This window comes from Streptomyces sp. NBC_00457 (assembly GCF_036014015.1).
Lineage (GTDB): Bacteria > Actinomycetota > Actinomycetes > Streptomycetales > Streptomycetaceae > Streptomyces.
Window position 1 is genome coordinate 8,575,259 of sequence record NZ_CP107905.1, and the last position, 16,841, is coordinate 8,592,099.

The window sequence follows — 16,841 nt, forward strand, 5'->3', positions numbered from 1 at the left end:
GAGCGGGGTGAGGGTTATGGCGACCAAGGACACCGGCGGCGGCCAGCAGAAGGCAACGCGCTCCACCGAGGAGGTCGAGGAGCAGGCGGCAGAGTCGCAGGCTTCGGAGGACCTCAAGGAGCGTCAAGAGAAGCTGAGCGATGACGTGGACTCCGTGCTGGACGAGATTGATGATGTCCTCGAGGAGAATGCGGAGGACTTCGTTCGAAGTTTCGTTCAGAAGGGTGGCCAGTAGCCTTCGAATCGAAGGTGGCGGGGGAGCTGGAGTTGGCAAGCGAAGAACGAGAGAAGCGCTGCTCGCGGTGCAAGGTATCCAAGCCGCGGGCAGCCTTCGCTGGTAACAGGTCAGCCCGCGATGGGTTGCAGGCCTATTGTCGGGCGTGCTGGGCGGCCTACCACCAGGAGCGGCAACTGGCGAAGGGAAGAAATGTCCGGCCACGAGTGGAAACACCCGAGGGCCACAAGTTCTGCCGGAGCTGTGGCGAGATCAAGCCACACAGTGAGTGGCATCGCAATGCGACAGCCTCCGACGGCCTCTCAACGAGTTGCAAGGCATGCCGAGCGGCCAAGGGTCGTGCGGGACATCTGAAGCGTCAGTACGGCATGACCGAAGCCGAGCGGGACGAGATGATCGCCTCCCAGATGGGGCTCTGCGTGATCTGCCTGAACGCTCCGGCTGTGCATGTGGATCACTGCCATTCGACGGGTAGGGTCCGTGGCGTACTGTGCTTCAACTGCAATTCAGCCATCGGCAAATTGGGAGACGATCCCGACGCTGCCCGTCGGGTTGCCGCCTACTTGGAAGGATCCTCGTGGAAGCCAACACTCGTAGCACCGGGCGTCTACCGGCTGCCTTCCTGACGCCTGGGTCGTCGTCCTTTATGGACTTCTTGTCCGAGCATCAGCCGGACATCCTGCCCGGTAACCGGCAACTGCCTCCCACGAAGGGCGTGATCGAGGCGCCGCACGGCACGACGATCGTGGCGGCCACGTTCCCCGGGGGCGTCGTGCTGGCCGGTGACCGTCGGGCCACGATGGGTAACGTCATCGCGCAGCGGGACATCGAGAAGGTGTTCCCGGCGGATGAGTACTCGGCCGTGGGTATTGCCGGCACGGCGGGTCTCGCCGTGGAGATGGTGAAGCTGTTCCAGCTGGAGCTGGAGCACTTCGAGAAGGTCGAGGGCGCGCAGCTCTCGCTGGAGGGCAAGGCGAACCGTCTGTCGACCATGATCCGGTCGAACCTCGGTATGGCCATGCAGGGGCTGGCTGTGGTGCCGCTCTTCGCTGGTTACGACGTGGATCGCGGCAAGGGGCGGATCTTCTCGTACGACGTCACCGGCGGCCGTTCCGAGGAGCACGGCTTCGCTGCCACCGGTTCGGGTTCGATCTTTGCGCGCGGTGCCATGAAGAAGCTCTTCCGGAGCGATCTGGCCGAGGACGAGGCCACGACTCTTGTGGTGCAGGCCCTGTACGACGCGGCAGACGACGACTCGGCGACCGGTGGTCCGGATGTAGCGCGCCGGATCTACCCGATCGTCACTGTGATCACCGAGGACGGTTTCCGTCGGCTGACGGAGGAGGAGTCCTCCGAGATCGCCCGCTCGATTCTGGAGCGGCGTCTGGAGCAGCCGGACGGCCCGCGGGCCGCGCTGCTGTAGGCGGCGGGCTCTTGTTGCAAGGTGATCCAGTGACTTCGACAGAAAGGGATGGGTAGCCGGTGTCGACGCCGTTCTATGTCTCACCTCAGCAGGCGATGACCGACCGTGCGGAGTTCGCCCGGAAGGGCATCGCGCGTGGCCGCAGCCTGGTCGTGTTGCAGTATGCCGATGGCATCGTGTTCATCGGGGAGAATCCGTCCCGCGCGCTGCACAAGTTCAGCGAGATCTATGACCGGATCGGTTTTGCGGCGGCCGGTAAGTACAACGAGTACGAGAACCTCAGGATCGGTGGCGTGCGGTACGCCGACCTGCGTGGTTACACCTATGACCGTGATGACGTGACCGCTCGTGGTCTGGCCAATGTGTACGCCCAGACGCTGGGCACGATCTTCTCGAGTGCGGCCGAGAAGCCGTACGAGGTGGAGCTGGTCGTCGCCGAGGTGGGGGAGACGCCGGAGGGCGATCAGATTTACCGGTTGCCGCATGACGGTTCGATCGTCGATGAGCATGGTTCGGTCGCGGTCGGTGGCAATGCGGAGCAGATCAGTAGTTATCTCGATCAGCGTCACCAGGACGGTATGTCTCTGGCGGAGGCGCTGAAGCTGGCCGTGCAGGCGTTGTCCCGGGATACCAACGGTACGCAGCGGGAGATTCCGGCGGAGCGGCTGGAGGTCGCGGTGCTGGACCGTACGCGTCCGCAGGCGCGGAAGTTCAGGCGGATCACGGGTCCGCAGCTGGGCCGGCTGCTGGAGGCGGACGGTGCGGAGACCGCGGCGGAGGCCGAGAGCTCCGAGGACGAGGAGTAGGTCGGCCGATGTAGGCCCGCTGCTCGCCCTGCCTTGCCTTGTGTGCCCCGGCCGCTGTCGTGCGGACGGGGCACAGGCGTGTCAGGGGGTGCTGGGCGGCGCTGTGGAGCCTCGTACGACGAGTTCGACGGGGATGTCGCCCGCGTCCGGTGTACGGCCGTCCAGGACCGCCAGCAGCGCTTGCATGCCGCGTTCGCCGAACAGCTCGGCGTCCAGGCGTACGGTCGTCAGCTCGGGGTCGATGGCGGTGGCGAGGGCGAGGTCGTCGAGGCCGGTGACGGAGATGTCGTCGGGGATGCGCAGGCCCAGGCGGCGTACGGCCTTGTAGGCACCGGCGGCGAGTTTGTCGTCGTCGCAGACCAGTGCGGTGGGCCGGGAGGCGCCGGGGGCGGAGAGCGCCTTTTCGGCGGCGATGCGGGCGCCTTCGATGGAGATGGGTGCGTGGGCCGTGCGTACGGATGTGCCGGGGACCTCGCCGACTCGTGCGGCCAGTTCTCGTTCGCGTACCTCGAAGGTCCAGGAGGGGATGTCCGCCGCGAGGTGGAGGAAGTGGCGGTGGCCGAGGCCGAGGAGGTGTTCGGCGACTTGGCGGACGCCGTCGGTGATGTCGAGGTTGACGGTGGCGGCGCCGAGGCTGCCGTTCGGGTCGCTGTCGAGCATGACGAGGGGGAGTTGGTCGCCGCGGATGGCGGTGAGGGCGTCGGCGGCCATGGAGGAGGCGATGACGCCGTCGAGGGCGGCCTGGGCGGAGGCGAAGGGGTCGCGGGCGGGGCCGATGCCTTCGGGGGAGGGGTAGAGGACGACGCCGAAGCCGTGTTCGGCGGCGATGCGGGCCGCTCCGGTGTAGACGCCGGCGAAGAACTCGGTCGTCAGTGCGGGGACCACGAGCAGGACGGTGCGGGTGTGGCCGAGGCGGAGGTTGCGGGCGGCGAGGTTGGGGCGGTAGCCGAGGTCGCGTGCGGCTTGTCGTACGCGTTCGGCGGTGGTTTCCGAGACCCGGCCGCGCCATTTGTCGCCGAGGACGAGGGAGACGGCGGCCTGGGAGACCCCGGCCGCCTGGGCGACGTCGCGGCTGGTCGGGCGGGTGCTGCCTTGTGCCACCGTGCGACCTGCTCTTTCGTCTGGACGGGTGGACAGCGCACATGGTACGTATGACTGGGGACGTTATACGTAACACTTCAATGGGGTCGGCGAGCGGAAGGGCGGTACATGGCCGTGGGATACCTGGAGATCCTCAGGGCGAGGCACGCCACCCGGCTGCTGGTCGGCACGCTCGTGGGCCGGCTGCCGAACGCGACCTGTGCGATCGCGATCGTGCTGTTCGTGCGGGCGGAGGGCGGCACGTACAGCCTCGCGGGGGCGCTGGCGGCCGTGTACGGGGTCGCGAACGCCGTGGGGCAGCCGGTGCTGGGGCGGCTGGTGGACCTGTACGGGCAGCCGCGTATACAGCTGCCGGCCGCGGTGCTGTCGGCGCTGGCGATGGCGGTGTTCGCCTTCGCGGGCACCGACCCGCTGCCGCTCGCCTGTGCGGCCGTGGCGGCTGCCGGGCTCTTCACACCGCCCTTGGAGGGCGGTCTGCGGGCGCTGTGGCCGAGCGTGCTCCGTAAGGAGGGCCAGGTGCACACGGCGTACGCGATGGACGCGGTCGCGCAGGAAGTCATGTTCACCGTGGGGCCGTTGCTGGTGACCGTGTGTGTGTCGCTGTGGTCGGCGCAGACCGCGCTGCTGGTGCTGAACGTCATCGGGGTCCTCGGCGCGCTGTCCGTGGTCGTCTCGCCGCCTTCGCGCGCGTGGCGTTCGGCGCCGCGTGAGGCGCACTGGCTGGGTGCGTTGCGTTCGCCCGGGCTGCTGGCGTTGCTGGGGGCGTTTCTGTTCGTCGGTATCGCGCTGGGTTCCATCACGGTGGCGGCGGTGTCGTACGCGGACGACAACGGCGGTGACGCGGTGTACGGCTGGCTGATGGCGGGGCTGGGGCTGGGTGCGCTGGTCGGCGGCAGCGTGTACGGGGCGCGGCAGTGGACCGGTGAGCCGGCGCGGCGGCTGTGTGGGCTGGTGGCCCTTCTCGCGGTGTGTTATCTGCCACTGATGCTCATGCCGGGCGCGGTCGCCATGACGTTGCTCAGCGTGCTGTCCGGGGTGTTCCTCGCGCCGTGCATCGCGTGTGCGTTCGTGCTCGTGGACCGGCATGCGCCGAGGGGGACGGTCACGGAGGCGTTCTCGTGGCTGGTGACGACGTTCACGGTCGGGGCGTCGGTCGGAACGGGCCTCACGGGTCCGGTCATCGAGGGCGGCGGGGCGCTGTGGGGCTTCGCCGTGCCGGGTGCCGCGGGCGGGGTGTCGCTGCTGGTTGTGCTGGTCACCCTGCGGGTGCTGGCGGCGCCCGGTGGGCGGGCCGTGGTGGCGGCCGCATCGGAAAATGATCGCAACCGTGCGGTCGAACCCCGTTTCAGCTCAGGGGATCGGGCGTAATGTTCACTCATGGACCGCCGCATTTTCGGGCTGGAGAACGAGTACGGCGTCACGTGTACGTTCAGGGGACAGCGACGCCTGTCTCCCGACGAGGTGGCGCGGTACCTCTTCCGCCGTGTCGTGTCATGGGGCCGCAGCAGCAATGTCTTTCTGCGAAACGGCGCCCGCCTCTATCTCGACGTGGGCTCACATCCGGAATACGCGACACCCGAATGTGACAACGTGACCGAGCTGGTCACCCACGACAAGGCCGGCGAGCGCATTCTCGAGGGACTCCTGGTGGACGCCGAACGACGCCTGCACGAGGAAGGAATCGCGGGCGACGTCTACCTCTTCAAGAACAACACCGACTCGGCAGGCAACTCCTACGGCTGCCACGAGAACTATCTGGTGGCGCGGCACGGGGAGTTCTCCCGGCTCGCGGACATTCTGATTCCGTTCCTTGTCACCCGCCAGCTGCTGTGCGGTGCGGGCAAGGTGTTGCAGACCCCGCGTGGCGCCGTGTACTGCGTCAGCCAGCGGGCCGAGCACATCTGGGAGGGCGTGTCCTCGGCGACGACGCGTTCCCGGCCCATCATCAACACCCGCGACGAACCGCACGCGGACGCCGAGCGCTACCGCCGCCTGCATGTCATCGTGGGCGACTCGAACATGTCCGAGACGACCATGCTGCTGAAGGTCGGCGCGACCGACCTGGTGCTGCGCATGATCGAGGCGGGCACGGTGATGCGGGACCTGACCCTGGAGAACCCGATCCGGGCGATCCGCGAGGTCAGCCATGACATCACGGGCCGGCGCAAGGTGCGTCTGGCCAGCGGGCGCGAGGCCTCGGCGCTGGAAGTGCAGCGTGAGTACTACGAGAAGGCAGTGGACTTCTGCGAGCGCCGCGGGATCCGTACCGGCACCGTGGAGCAGGTCCTGGAGCTGTGGGGCCGCACCCTGGACTCGATCGAGGCCGAGGACCTCGACCGGATCGGCACCGAGATCGACTGGGTGATGAAGTACAAGCTCATCGAGCGGTACCGCGCCAAGCACAACATGACCATGTCGCATCCGCGCGTGGCGCAGATAGACCTCGCCTACCACGACATCCATCGCAGGCGAGGTCTTTACTACCTGCTGGAGAAGAAGGGTCAAGCCGCCCGGATCTGCAATGACTTGAAGATCTTCGAGGGCAAGTCGGTTCCGCCGCAGACCACTCGGGCCCGGCTGCGCGGTGACTTCATCCGCAGGGCTCAGGAACAGCGTCGTGACTTCACGGTCGACTGGGTGCACCTGAAGCTCAACGACCAGGCACAGCGCACCGTGTTGTGCAAGGACCCGTTCCGTTCCGTGGACGACCGGGTCGAGAAGCTCATCGCCGGAATGTGAGCATCGCGTTTCGGCTTGATCGCCGGAACGCAACGCGGGCGCCGTACGTTTTCCGTACGGCGCCCTTCTCACGCCGTAGAGTTGCGCGCACGCCATCAACAAGATCGACCGATTACGAGGCCCCCACCGTGCGCCGACGCTCACTGCTCATCGCTGTTCCCGCTGGACTGGTCACGCTCGCCGGATGCGGCGACGACGACTCGGCCGACTCGGCCCAGGCCTCCGACAGCGCGTCGCCCTCGGCCTCGGCATCCTCGGCGCCGCCACCGAAGCTGGTCGACGGCCCGCTGCCGGCGATCACGGCGGGCACGAAGTTCGAAGAGAAGCCGACCGTCGCCAAGGGCAGCGGGGACCCGTCGAAGGACCTCGCGGTGAAGACGCTCATCGCCGGCAGCGGCCGGACCGTCGCGGAGAACGACTATGTCCTGGCCCACTATGTGGGTCAGATCTGGGACACGGCGAAGGTCTTCGACAACTCCTACGACCGCAAGGCCCCGGCGTTCTTCCAGCTGGCCCCGAACAGCATCATCGACGGCTGGCGGTACGCGCTGCCCGGCAAGAAGGTCGGCAGCCGGGTCCAGATGGCCATCCCCCCGACATGGGGGTACGGCACGCAGGGCAATCCGCAGGCGGGCATCAAGGGCACCGACACGCTGGTGTTCGTGGTCGACGTGCAGGACACGTTCAACGGGAAGAGCTCCGCCAAGGGCAGCACGGTCGCGCAGGACAACATCGACCTGCCCAAGGTGAGCGCCAACACCGACGGCAAGGCGCCCTCCATCGAGATGCCCAAGTCCGATGCGCCGAAGAAGCTGGTGGCGAACTACGTCATCGAGGGCGACGGCGCCGAGGTCGCCGCCCAGGACACCGTGCTGGTGCAGTACAAGGGCGTGGTGTGGGACGGCGGCAAGGAGTTCGACTCGACGTACAGCCGCAAGTCGCTCACGTCGTTCTCGCTGCAGCAGGTCGTCAAGGGCTGGGCGCAGGGCCTGACGGGCAAGAAGGTCGGCAGCCGGGTACTGATCGTGATCCCGCCGGACCTGGGGTACGGCGACAACCCGCCGGCCGGCAGCGGTATCGAGAAGGACTCCACGCTGGTCTTCTCGGTGGACATCCTGGCGAAGATGTGACGTCACCGAGATGTAAGACTGTGACCGTTCGCCTTTCCGCAGACAAGCAGGAGCTAGAGACGTGAGCATCGACAAGCCCGAGATCGACTTCCCGGGCGGCGAGCCCCCGGCGGACCTGGAGATCAAGGACATCTGGGAGGGCGACGGCGCGGTGGCGCAGGCGGGTCAGACCGTCACCGTCCACTACGTGGGTGTCGCTTTCAGCACAGGCGAGGAGTTCGACGCCAGCTGGAACCGTGGCACGCCCTTCCGTTTCCCGCTGGGCGGCGGCCGGGTCATCAAGGGTTGGGACCAGGGCGTGCAGGGCATGAAGGTCGGCGGCCGGCGTCAGCTGACCATCCCGGCCCACCTCGCCTACGGGAACCAGAGCCCCACCCCGGCGATCAAGCCCGGTGAGACGCTGATCTTCGTGGTCGACCTCCTCGGGGTCTGATCGACGTACGACCACACCCGATCACCTGGGGTCCATGCCTGCGCGGGCATGGGCCCTCGGCTTTTGCCGCGCCACCGCTGAGCGGTACGGTCGTCGTTCGTAAGCACCATAGGGAGGCGAAGGGCGTCGATGGCCATTGCCAAGGCCGAGCGGCTGATGAACCTGGCGCTGTGTCTGCTGGGGACGCGGCGGCCGCTCAGCAAGCGCGAGCTGCGTGAGTCCATCGAGGCCTATCTGGAAGCCGGGTCGGACGACTCCTTCAACCGGATGTTCGAGCGCGACAAGGACGATCTGCGCGAACTCGGCCTGGTCATCGAGACGGTGGAGAATCTCGACGGCGAGGTCGGCTATCTGGCCCGCCGCGACAGCAACCGCCTCCCGCCCGTCACCCTTGACGCCGAGGAGGCCGCCGCCCTGGGGCTGGCCGCCAAGGTGTGGCAGCAGGCGCGGCTCGCGGGCGCGGCCAGCGGCGCGCTGCAGAAGCTGCGTGCGGCCGGGCTGCTCGAGGACATGGACCCGTACGAGGCGCACGGCGCGCTGGAGCCGCGGATTCCGGTGCACGAGGCGGCGTTCGAGCCGTTGATGCTGGCCTGCCGCGACCGCCGGCCGGTCGCTTTCGACTACCGCAAGGCCACCGCCGCGCATCCCGAACCCCGGCATGTGGAGCCGTGGGCGCTGGAGTGCTGGCGCGGCCACTGGTATCTGGCGGGCTGGGACCGTGACCGCGGTGCCGAGCGGGTGTTCCGGCTGTCCCGGATCACCGGCCGGGTGCGCACCCGCAGCGGCCGGTTCACCGTGGAGGTCCCCGATGTCGTCACCGTCCGGGAGACCGTCGCGAGCTGGGCGGGGGAGACCGCCGACCGCAGTGCGCTGATCCGGCTGCGTACGGACGCGGGGTACCCGTTGCGGGCGAAGGCCACGTCGGTGCGGGAACTGGGCGACGGCTGGGACGAGTTGGAGATCCCGTACGGACACGGCCTGGACGCCTGGCTGGTGGAGTTCGGGCCGGACGTGGTGGTCCTGGAGCCGGCCGAGCTGCGCGCCGACGTGGTGGACCGGCTGCGTGCCGTGGCCAAGGGCTGAGGGGGAGCGAGAAAGACAGTGGCCGGCAAACCGATCAGACCTGCGAACGCCATCGACCAGACTCGCCGGATGCTCTCCCTGGTGACGTATCTCAGGGAGCGCCCCGGCGCCCGGCTCGAGGACGTCGCCCGTGCTTTCGGCATCACCGAGGACGAGCTGGTCTCCGACCTCGATGTGCTGCCCATGTGCGGCACCAGCTTCCGCGGCGGCGATCTGCTCGACATCGACACCGACGGCGAGCGGATCTGGTGGCACAACCCCGCCGCCCTCGGGGCGGAGACAGCGGACCCGCTCAGGCTCGCCGCCGACGAGGCAACCGCGCTGCTGGTGGCGGCCCGTGCCGTCGCCACGCTGCCCGGTCTGCGGGAGAGCGACCGGCAGGCGCTGCTGCGGGCCACCGCCAAGGTGGAGGCCGCGGCCGGTGAGGCGGCCGGCGCCAGTGCCCGGCTGTCGGTGACCTTCGAATCGGAGGGCGGCGTCTTCGCGGACGTCGACCGGGCGATCTCCGAGCGCCGCCGCCTGTGGATCCGCTACTACTCGCCCGCCCGGGACGAGGTCACCGAGCGCGAGATCGACCCCATCCGCCTCGTCAGCGTGGGCCACACCTATGTGGAGGCCTGGTGCCGCCGCTCCGAGGCACGCCGCACTTTCCGTCTCGACCGGGTCGCCGAGATCAAGATCCTGGACGAGCCGTCCGCGCCCCCCGAGGTGGAGCTGCGGGACCTGTCGGAGGGGCTGGTGCAGCCCGCCGCCGAGGACCCGGAGGTCGTCGTCGAGGTCGGCCCGGGCGGGCGCTGGGTCGCCGAGTACTACCCGCACGACAGCGCGGATGAGCTTCCCGACGGCGGGCTGCGTATCACTCTGCGCACCCCCGACCCGGCGTCGCTGCGCCGCCTGGCGCTCCGGCTCGGGCGCGACGGCCGGATCGTGTCACCGCGCGAGCTGGCCGACAGCGCCCGGCACGCGGCCCGTGAGGCGCTGGCGGCGTACGACGGCATCGAGGCGCAGGCTCCCGGGGAGCACGGGGTGCGAGGCGGGCGGGACGACGGGCCGGAGTGAGCCGCACCGGGCGTGCCGGAGGCGAACGACCAGGAGAACAGGAGCAGGGGCTTTGAGCGAGTCGGCGTCCGTGGTGCAGGGCATGTCGGTGGCGTCGGCGTTCGCCGGCATGAGAAGCGTGACTCCCGTGGTGTTCAGGGCGGGCTGCCCGGACTGCCGAGGCCGCTTCGAACTCACCGCGAACGCCCTGCGCCTGGCCATCGGCGCGAGCAGCCGCACCACCTTCTACTCCTTCACCTGCCCCGACTGCGGCGCGTCCGTGCGCAAGCCGGCGGGGGAGCGCATCGTCGAGCTGCTCACCGGTGGCGGGGTCAGCACACTGCGGCTGCACTCGACCCTCTAGGCTCGGCGTCATGTTCTGGCCGATGTTCGCCGTCGCTGTGGGTTTTGCCTCTCTCGCCGTCCTCGGTGTGCTCGCGGTACGGGTCTTCCTGGAGGCACAGCGCCTGGGCAGGCAGGTTTCGGACTCGGCGGCTCGTATCAACCGGGCGGCGGAGGATCTGGAGCGTGCGTCTTTGAGCGCGGCGCGCACTATGGACTCGCTGTAAGTCCGGCTGAGGATGCCCTGTGAGTCCTGCGTCTGATGCGCTTTGGGCTGCTTCGCCCTGTCACCCTGGTGGCTCCGGCAGGTACGCTGCTGGTCGCGGCCCGGAAAACGAGGCTCGGGTCGCGGACCGGGAGTACGCACAGGGATTGCCACCCGTTTACCCCTGAGCGTTACGATCGCTGTCAAGCACGATCGATCGGATGAGTGTTCGACCGATCGGACAGCACCCCACCCCAGCCGCCTCGGTGAGAAGGTAAAGACTTATGTTCGGAAGGCTCGGAGCTCCCGAGATCATTCTCATCCTCGTCGTCATCATCCTGCTGTTCGGCGCGAAGAAGCTTCCGGACATGGCGCGCTCGCTCGGCAAGTCCGCGCGCATCCTCAAGAGCGAGGCCAAGGCGATGAAGACGGAGGGCCAGGACAACGCCTCCGCTCCCGCGGCCCCGCCGCAGACCGACGAGCAGCCCCCCGCTCAGCGCACCATCCAGGCCGCCCCCGGCGACGTGACCAGCTCGCGGCCGGTCACCGAGCCGACGGACACGTCCAAGCGCTGACGCAGGGCCGGTGACCACCGGCCCGCTGCACGAGATGGGAATGTGGGTTGCTGAAGTCTGCCCGCAAGCAGGAGAGGGATCCCGAGGGGCGGATGCCCCTCGCGGAGCACCTACGCGAGCTTCGCAACCGGCTCGCGAAGGCGCTGTTGGCCATCGTCGCCATCACGGTCGTCGCTGCCTTCTTCTACAACGACATCATCAACATCCTCACCAAGCCGATCCTCGACTCGGTCGGCTGTGGCAAGACGTTCGAGGAACTGGCGAACACGTCCAAGTCCACCGAGCCGTGTGCGCAGATCACCATCAACGGTCTGCTCACTCCCTTCACGCTCGCGCTGAAGGTGTCGTTGATGGCCGGTGTCGTACTGGCCTCGCCGGTCTGGCTGTTCCAGCTGTGGGCCTTCGTCGCGCCCGGTCTGCACCGGCACGAGAGGAAGTACGCCTACGCCTTCGTCGGCATGGGCGCTCCGCTCTTCCTCGTCGGCGCCTACTTCGCCTACTCGGTGCTGCCCACCACGGCAGAGGTGCTGCTCCAATTCAGCCCGGAGAACACGGACAACCTCCTGCCCCTGGACGACCTGCTCGATCTGGTCACCCGCATGGTGATCGTCTTCGGCCTCTCCTTCGAGCTGCCCCTGCTGCTGATCTTCCTGAACCTCACCGGGGCGATCACGGGCAAGCGAATGCTCGGCTGGTGGCGAGCGATGATCATGGGCATCACGGTCTTCGCGGCGCTCGCGACGCCCAGCACCGACCCGCTGACGATGCTCGCGCTCGCCGGACCGATCTGGATCCTGTACTTCGCCGCGACCGCCTTCTCGTTGATCAACGACAAGCGCCGGCGTCGCCGCGAGGCCATGGGCCCCGCCGACGACGAGGCCTCCGACCTGGACCTCACGCCCGATGACATCGGCGAGGTCGAGACAGTCTCCGCCAGCCGGGCGCTGCCGGAACAGGCGGGCACGGACCGGGTCAACGGATACGACGACGTGACGTAGCCGCCTCCACGAACAGAACACACAGGGCGCCCCCATCACTACGCGTGGTGGGGGCGCCCGGCGTTCGCGGCAGGCCCCGAGGGCAGGATTCCGCAGATCCGGATATTGATCGTCCTGTTGTCAGTGGGGCCCGGTACGCTCGAAAGCACGATGACAGAGGACCTCTCACCGGCCGAGCGGTATGCGGCAGCGCGTAAGCGTGCTGTCGAGCAGGCCACCGCGCTCGCCTCCTTCCGCGAGATGTACGACTTCGGCCTCGACCCCTTCCAGATCGAGGCCTGCGAGGCGCTCGAATCGGGGAAGGGCGTGCTGGTGGCCGCGCCCACCGGCTCCGGCAAGACGATCGTGGGCGAGTTCGCCGTCCACCTCGCCCTGATGCAGGGCAAGAAGTGCTTCTACACGACCCCCATCAAGGCGCTGTCGAACCAGAAGTACGCCGACCTGTGCCGCCGTTACGGCACGGGCATGGTCGGTCTCCTCACCGGTGACAACAGCGTCAACTCCGACGCCCCGGTGGTCGTGATGACCACCGAGGTGCTGCGGAACATGCTGTACGCCGGATCGCAGACCCTCCTCGGACTCGGCTATGTGGTCATGGACGAGGTGCACTACCTCTCCGACCGGTTCCGGGGCGCCGTATGGGAAGAGGTGATCATTCATCTCCCCGAGTCGGTGACCCTGGTGTCGCTGTCGGCCACCGTGTCGAACGCCGAGGAGTTCGGCGACTGGCTCGACACCGTCCGCGGTGACACCGAGGTGATCGTCTCCGAGCACCGGCCCGTGCCGCTGTTCCAGCATGTGCTCGCCGGACGCCGGATGTACGACCTGTTCGAGGAGGGCGAGGGCCACAAGAAGGCCGTCAACCCGGACCTCACCCGGCTCGCGCGCATGGAGGCGACCAGGCCGTCGTACCAGGACCGCAGACGCGGGCGGTCCATGCGGGAGGCCGATCGGGAGCGGGAGCGCAGATCCAGGTCGCGGGTGTGGACACCCGGACGGCCCGAGGTCATCGAGCGGCTCGACGCCGAGGGGCTGCTGCCCGCCATCACCTTCATCTTCAGCCGTGCCGCCTGCGAGTCCGCCGTTCAGCAGTGCCTGTACGCCGGGCTGCGGCTCAACGACGACGAGGCACGGGAGCGGGTCCGCTCCCTGGTCGAGGAGCGCACGGCCTCCATTCCCACCGAAGACCTGCATGTGCTCGGGTACTACGAGTGGCTGGAGGGACTGGAGCGCGGGATCGCGGCCCACCACGCGGGCATGCTGCCGACGTTCAAGGAGGTCGTCGAGGAGCTGTTCGTGCGCGGCCTGGTCAAGGCCGTGTTCGCCACCGAGACGCTGGCCCTGGGCATCAACATGCCCGCCCGGTCCGTGGTGCTGGAGAAGCTCGTCAAGTGGAACGGCGAGCAGCACGCCGACATCACCCCCGGTGAGTACACCCAGTTGACCGGCCGTGCCGGGCGCCGCGGCATCGATGTCGAAGGACATGCCGTGGTGCTGTGGCAGCGCGGAATGAGCCCGGAGCACCTGGCGGGACTGGCCGGTACGCGCACGTATCCGCTGCGGTCCAGCTTCAAGCCGTCGTACAACATGGCGGTCAACCTCGTCGAGCAGTTCGGGCGGCACCGCTCGCGGGAGCTGCTGGAGACGTCCTTCGCGCAGTTCCAGGCCGACAAGTCGGTCGTGGGGATCTCGCGGCAGGTGCAGCGCAACGAGGAGGGGCTCGCGGGCTACAAGGAGTCCATGACCTGCCACCTCGGGGACTTCGAGGAGTATGCGCGGCTGCGGCGTGAGCTCAAGGACCGGGAGACCGAACTGGCCAAGCAGGGCGCGACGGAGCGGCGTGCCGAGGCCGCCGTCGCGCTGGAGAAGCTCAAGCCGGGTGACGTCATCCATGTGCCGACCGGGAAGTACGCGGGGCTGGCACTGGTGCTGGATCCGGGACTGCCGGCCGGGCGGTCCAACGGCCACCGCGGCTTCGAGCACCACGACGGGCCGCGCCCGCTGGTGCTGACCGCCGAGCGGCAGGTCAAGCGGCTGGCGTCGATGGACTTCCCGGTGCCCGTCGAGGCGCTGGAGCGGATGCGGATCCCGAAGTCCTTCAATCCGCGCTCACCGCAGTCGCGTCGCGACCTCGCCTCCGCACTGCGGACCAAGGCCGGGCACATCCCCCCGGAGCGGCATCGCAAGAAGCGGTCGCAGGCCGCCGACGACCGGGAGATCGCCCGGCTGCGTACGGCGATCCGCGCGCATCCGTGCCATGGGTGCAACGACCGTGAGGATCACGCGCGTTGGGCCGAGCGGTATCACCGGCTGATGCGGGACACCTCGCAGCTGGAGCGCCGCATCGAGGGCCGTACCAACACGATCGCCCGTACGTTCGACCGGATCGTCGCGTTGCTGACCGAGCTGGACTATCTGCGCGGGGACGAGGTCACCGAGCACGGCAAGCGGCTCGCCCGGCTGTACGGCGAGCTGGATCTGCTCTCGAGTGAATGCCTGCGCGCCGGCGTGTGGGAGGGGCTCGGTCCCGCCGAACTCGCGGCCTGTGTCTCGGCGTTGGTGTACGAGGCGCGGGTCGGGGACGATGCGATGGCGCCCAAGCTGCCGTCCGGGAAGGCGAAGGCCGCGCTCGGTGAGATGGTGCGGATCTGGGGGCGGCTGGATGCGCTGGAGGAGGAGTTCCGGATCACCCAGTCCGAGGGTGTCGGGCAGCGTGAGCCGGATCTCGGGTTTGCCTGGGCCGCGTATATGTGGGCGTCCGGGAAGGGCCTCGATGAGGTGCTGCGTGAGGCGGAGATGCCGGCGGGGGACTTTGTGCGGTGGTGCAAGCAGGTGATTGATGTGCTGGGGCAGATTTCGGCGGCGTCTGCGGCGGAGGGGTCGACCGTGGCGAAGAATGCGCGTAAGGCGGTTGACGGTTTGCTTCGGGGGGTTGTGGCTTACTCGTCGGTTGGGTAGCGCCGTTGGGGTTGCTGTGGTTTGCCGGGTGCGGGTCGTCTGTGGCTTGTCGCGCAGTTCCCCGCGCCCCTTTGGGGCGCTGTAGCGCCCTACGCGTTTAGATACGCGCGCCAACCGCCGTACGGCGTGATGTCGGCCGCCCCTTCGAGCGCTCCCGGCTCGCACAGGAAGCCGGGGACGTGGGTGCCGTCGGACAGTTCGACGCTGCCCAGCGTCATCGGGCGGGGGAGTGCGGCCAGCAGGCGGCCCAGGCCTTCGGCCGGGAGGCGCCATACCTCGGTCTCGATGGCGGCGCCGGTTTCGCCGACGTGGACGAGGCCCGGCTTGGGTGGGGTGGTGGCGAGTGAGTGCAGGCGGTAGACGGGGGCGGTGGTGGTCGTACGGTCCAAGCGGGCGCCCAGCGCGAGGAGTTGCGGGTTGAGGGGCTGGCCCGACAGATGGGCGCCGACGACCGCGAGCCGGGTCTCCGGCTGCAGCAGCCCGGCGATCCGCGTCAGCCGCTCGTCGGTGAAGGCCGGACCGATCAGCATGGCGCCGAAGGGTAGGCCGTTCACCTCGCCCGCCGGGACGGCCACCGCCGCCAGGTCGAACAGGTTGGTGGAGTTGGTGAAGCGGCCCAGGCGGGCATTGGCGCCCAGGGGATCGGCGGCGACCTCGGTGAGGGTGGGGTGGCCGGGTGTGGTGGGGAGCAACAGGGCGTCCGCGTCGGCGAGTTCCGCTTCGGCGCGGGCGCGCAGGGCGGCGAGCCGCTCCTGGTCGGCGTAGAGCTGGTGGGCCGGGATGCCGCGGGCGCGGGTGATGATGCCGGTGACGGTGGGGTCGAGACCGGCGCCGCCTTCGGAGAGCGACTTGTCGATAAAACTCCCCACGGCGGTGTAGCGCTCGGCCACGAAGGCGCCCTCGTAGAGCATCGCGGCGGCATCCGTGAACGGGGTGAGGTCGATCGTCCGCACCTCCGCACCCGCCTCGGTGACCTGCCGTACCGCCGCCTCGTACGCCTCCGCCCAGCCCGGATCCAGCTCGCCGAGCTGCCGCGGCGAGGCGACCGCGATCCGCCAGGGGCCCGGCGGGCGTCGGGGGAGCTGCTGGTCCACCGTGACCATGTACGACATCGCCTGCTCCGCTTCCGGGAGCGTCCGCGCGAGCACCGTCACGCAGTCGAGCGAGGCACAGGCCGGGACGACCCCCTCCGTCGGGACCAGGCCACGGGTGGGCTTGAGGCCGACGATGCCGTTGAAGGCGGCCGGCACCCGGCCCGAGCCCGCGGTGTCCGTACCGAGTGCGAAGTCGACCAGGCCCAGCGCCACGGCGACCGCCGAGCCGGAACTGGAACCGCCACTGATCCGCGCCGGGTCGTACGCGTTGCGCACGGCGCCGTAGGGGGAGCGGGTGCCGACGAGGCCGGTCGCGAACTGGTCGAGATTCGTGGTGCCGAGCACGAGCGCACCGGCAGCACGGAGCCGGGCCACCACGGGTGCGTCCGCCTCCGGCCGGTAGGCGTACGACGGACAGCCCGCCGTCGTCGGCAGCCCGGCCACGTCGATGTTGCCCTTGGCGGCGAAGAGACGGCCGGCAAGCGGAAGCCGCTCGCCGCGAGCGACGCGTCCGTCGAGTGCGCGGGCTTCGGCCTCGACGTCCTCCCGTGGACGCAGGTCGATCCAGACCTCGGGTCGGTCCACGGCCTCGATAAGGGCGTATGCGGCGCGGACACGGGACAGAGCCGTCGACATTTTTTGTGCTCCTCAGTCTGCTGAGCGGGATTGGTGAAGTCCCGT

The 16,841-nt window shown here is 68.8% G+C and carries 17 protein-coding genes; 15 read left to right on the forward strand and 2 right to left on the reverse strand.

All coding sequences use genetic code 11. The features are described from left to right. Positions 1 to 16 precede the first annotated feature (16 nt). The 4 genes from OG828_RS39185 to prcA are packed head-to-tail and all read left to right on the forward strand — an operon-like array spanning position 17 to position 2,464. Entirely contained in the window at positions 17 to 235 is a 219-nt protein-coding gene (locus tag OG828_RS39185; RefSeq protein WP_094055289.1) for a ubiquitin-like protein Pup, read from the forward strand. Between the two features lie 32 nt (positions 236 to 267). After that, positions 268 to 861 (forward strand): endonuclease VII domain-containing protein, encoded by a 594-nt coding sequence (locus OG828_RS39190; RefSeq protein ID WP_328367726.1) that lies wholly within the window; start codon positions 268 to 270, stop codon positions 859 to 861. Continuing rightward, positions 813 to 1,658, forward strand: coding sequence for a proteasome subunit beta (gene prcB, locus OG828_RS39195; protein ID WP_328503847.1), 846 nt, complete (start codon positions 813 to 815; stop codon positions 1,656 to 1,658). Before OG828_RS39190 ends, prcB begins: the two co-directional genes overlap by 49 nt. Positions 1,659 to 1,717: 59 nt before the next feature. Continuing rightward, positions 1,718 to 2,464, forward strand: a complete 747-nt coding sequence (gene prcA, locus OG828_RS39200; RefSeq protein WP_328367731.1) for a proteasome subunit alpha — start codon at positions 1,718 to 1,720, stop codon at positions 2,462 to 2,464. An 81-nt stretch (positions 2,465 to 2,545) separates the two neighbouring features. On the opposite strand, the gene OG828_RS39205 is transcribed toward prcA, so the two are convergent. Then, complete coding sequence (locus OG828_RS39205; protein ID WP_328367733.1) at positions 2,546 to 3,565, reverse strand: LacI family DNA-binding transcriptional regulator; 1,020 nt, start codon at positions 3,563 to 3,565, stop codon at positions 2,546 to 2,548. A gap of 108 nt (positions 3,566 to 3,673) precedes the next feature. Between OG828_RS39205 and OG828_RS39210 the strand changes: the two genes are divergently transcribed. The 11 genes from OG828_RS39210 to OG828_RS39260 all read left to right on the forward strand — a co-directional run bounded on the left by OG828_RS39210 (position 3,674) and on the right by OG828_RS39260 (position 15,066). Then, positions 3,674 to 4,933, forward strand: coding sequence for an MFS transporter (locus OG828_RS39210; RefSeq protein ID WP_328367736.1), 1,260 nt, complete (start codon positions 3,674 to 3,676; stop codon positions 4,931 to 4,933). Positions 4,934 to 4,942: 9 nt separating this feature from the next. Then, positions 4,943 to 6,304: a Pup--protein ligase gene (gene pafA, locus OG828_RS39215; RefSeq protein WP_053192758.1), complete on the forward strand. Its 1,362-nt coding sequence runs from the start codon at positions 4,943 to 4,945 to the stop codon at positions 6,302 to 6,304. A 128-nt stretch (positions 6,305 to 6,432) separates the two neighbouring features. Continuing rightward, a complete protein-coding gene (locus OG828_RS39220; protein ID WP_328503848.1) occupies positions 6,433 to 7,434 on the forward strand; it encodes an FKBP-type peptidyl-prolyl cis-trans isomerase in 1,002 nt (333 codons plus the stop codon). 61 nt (positions 7,435 to 7,495) lie between these two features. Then, positions 7,496 to 7,867, forward strand: coding sequence for an FKBP-type peptidyl-prolyl cis-trans isomerase (locus tag OG828_RS39225; RefSeq protein ID WP_030053355.1), 372 nt, complete (start codon positions 7,496 to 7,498; stop codon positions 7,865 to 7,867). 129 nt (positions 7,868 to 7,996) lie between these two features. Further along, positions 7,997 to 8,950, forward strand: coding sequence for a helix-turn-helix transcriptional regulator (locus OG828_RS39230; RefSeq protein ID WP_210574872.1), 954 nt, complete (start codon positions 7,997 to 7,999; stop codon positions 8,948 to 8,950). A gap of 18 nt (positions 8,951 to 8,968) precedes the next feature. After that, entirely contained in the window at positions 8,969 to 10,009 is a 1,041-nt protein-coding gene (locus OG828_RS39235; protein ID WP_328441470.1) for a helix-turn-helix transcriptional regulator, read from the forward strand. A gap of 52 nt (positions 10,010 to 10,061) precedes the next feature. After that, positions 10,062 to 10,352, forward strand: a complete 291-nt coding sequence (locus OG828_RS39240) for a hypothetical protein (protein WP_328441471.1) — start codon at positions 10,062 to 10,064, stop codon at positions 10,350 to 10,352. Positions 10,353 to 10,362: 10 nt separating this feature from the next. Further along, positions 10,363 to 10,557: a hypothetical protein gene (locus OG828_RS39245; protein WP_328367753.1), complete on the forward strand. Its 195-nt coding sequence runs from the start codon at positions 10,363 to 10,365 to the stop codon at positions 10,555 to 10,557. Between the two features lie 262 nt (positions 10,558 to 10,819). Then, the gene (gene tatA, locus OG828_RS39250) at positions 10,820 to 11,110 is read left to right on the forward strand and encodes a Sec-independent protein translocase subunit TatA (RefSeq protein WP_210574879.1); all 291 of its coding nucleotides are present in this window, start codon (positions 10,820 to 10,822) and stop codon (positions 11,108 to 11,110) included. A 47-nt stretch (positions 11,111 to 11,157) separates the two neighbouring features. Then, positions 11,158 to 12,108, forward strand: a complete 951-nt coding sequence (tatC, locus tag OG828_RS39255; protein ID WP_328441472.1) for a twin-arginine translocase subunit TatC — start codon at positions 11,158 to 11,160, stop codon at positions 12,106 to 12,108. Positions 12,109 to 12,213: 105 nt separating this feature from the next. Further along, on the forward strand, positions 12,214 to 15,066 hold the full coding sequence (locus OG828_RS39260) for a DEAD/DEAH box helicase (RefSeq protein ID WP_328503849.1): 2,853 nt from the start codon (positions 12,214 to 12,216) through the stop codon (positions 15,064 to 15,066). 89 nt (positions 15,067 to 15,155) lie between these two features. On the opposite strand, the gene atzF is transcribed toward OG828_RS39260, so the two are convergent. Further along, positions 15,156 to 16,796: an allophanate hydrolase gene (atzF, locus tag OG828_RS39265; RefSeq protein ID WP_328503850.1), complete on the reverse strand. Its 1,641-nt coding sequence runs from the start codon at positions 16,794 to 16,796 to the stop codon at positions 15,156 to 15,158. Positions 16,797 to 16,841 lie beyond the last annotated feature (45 nt).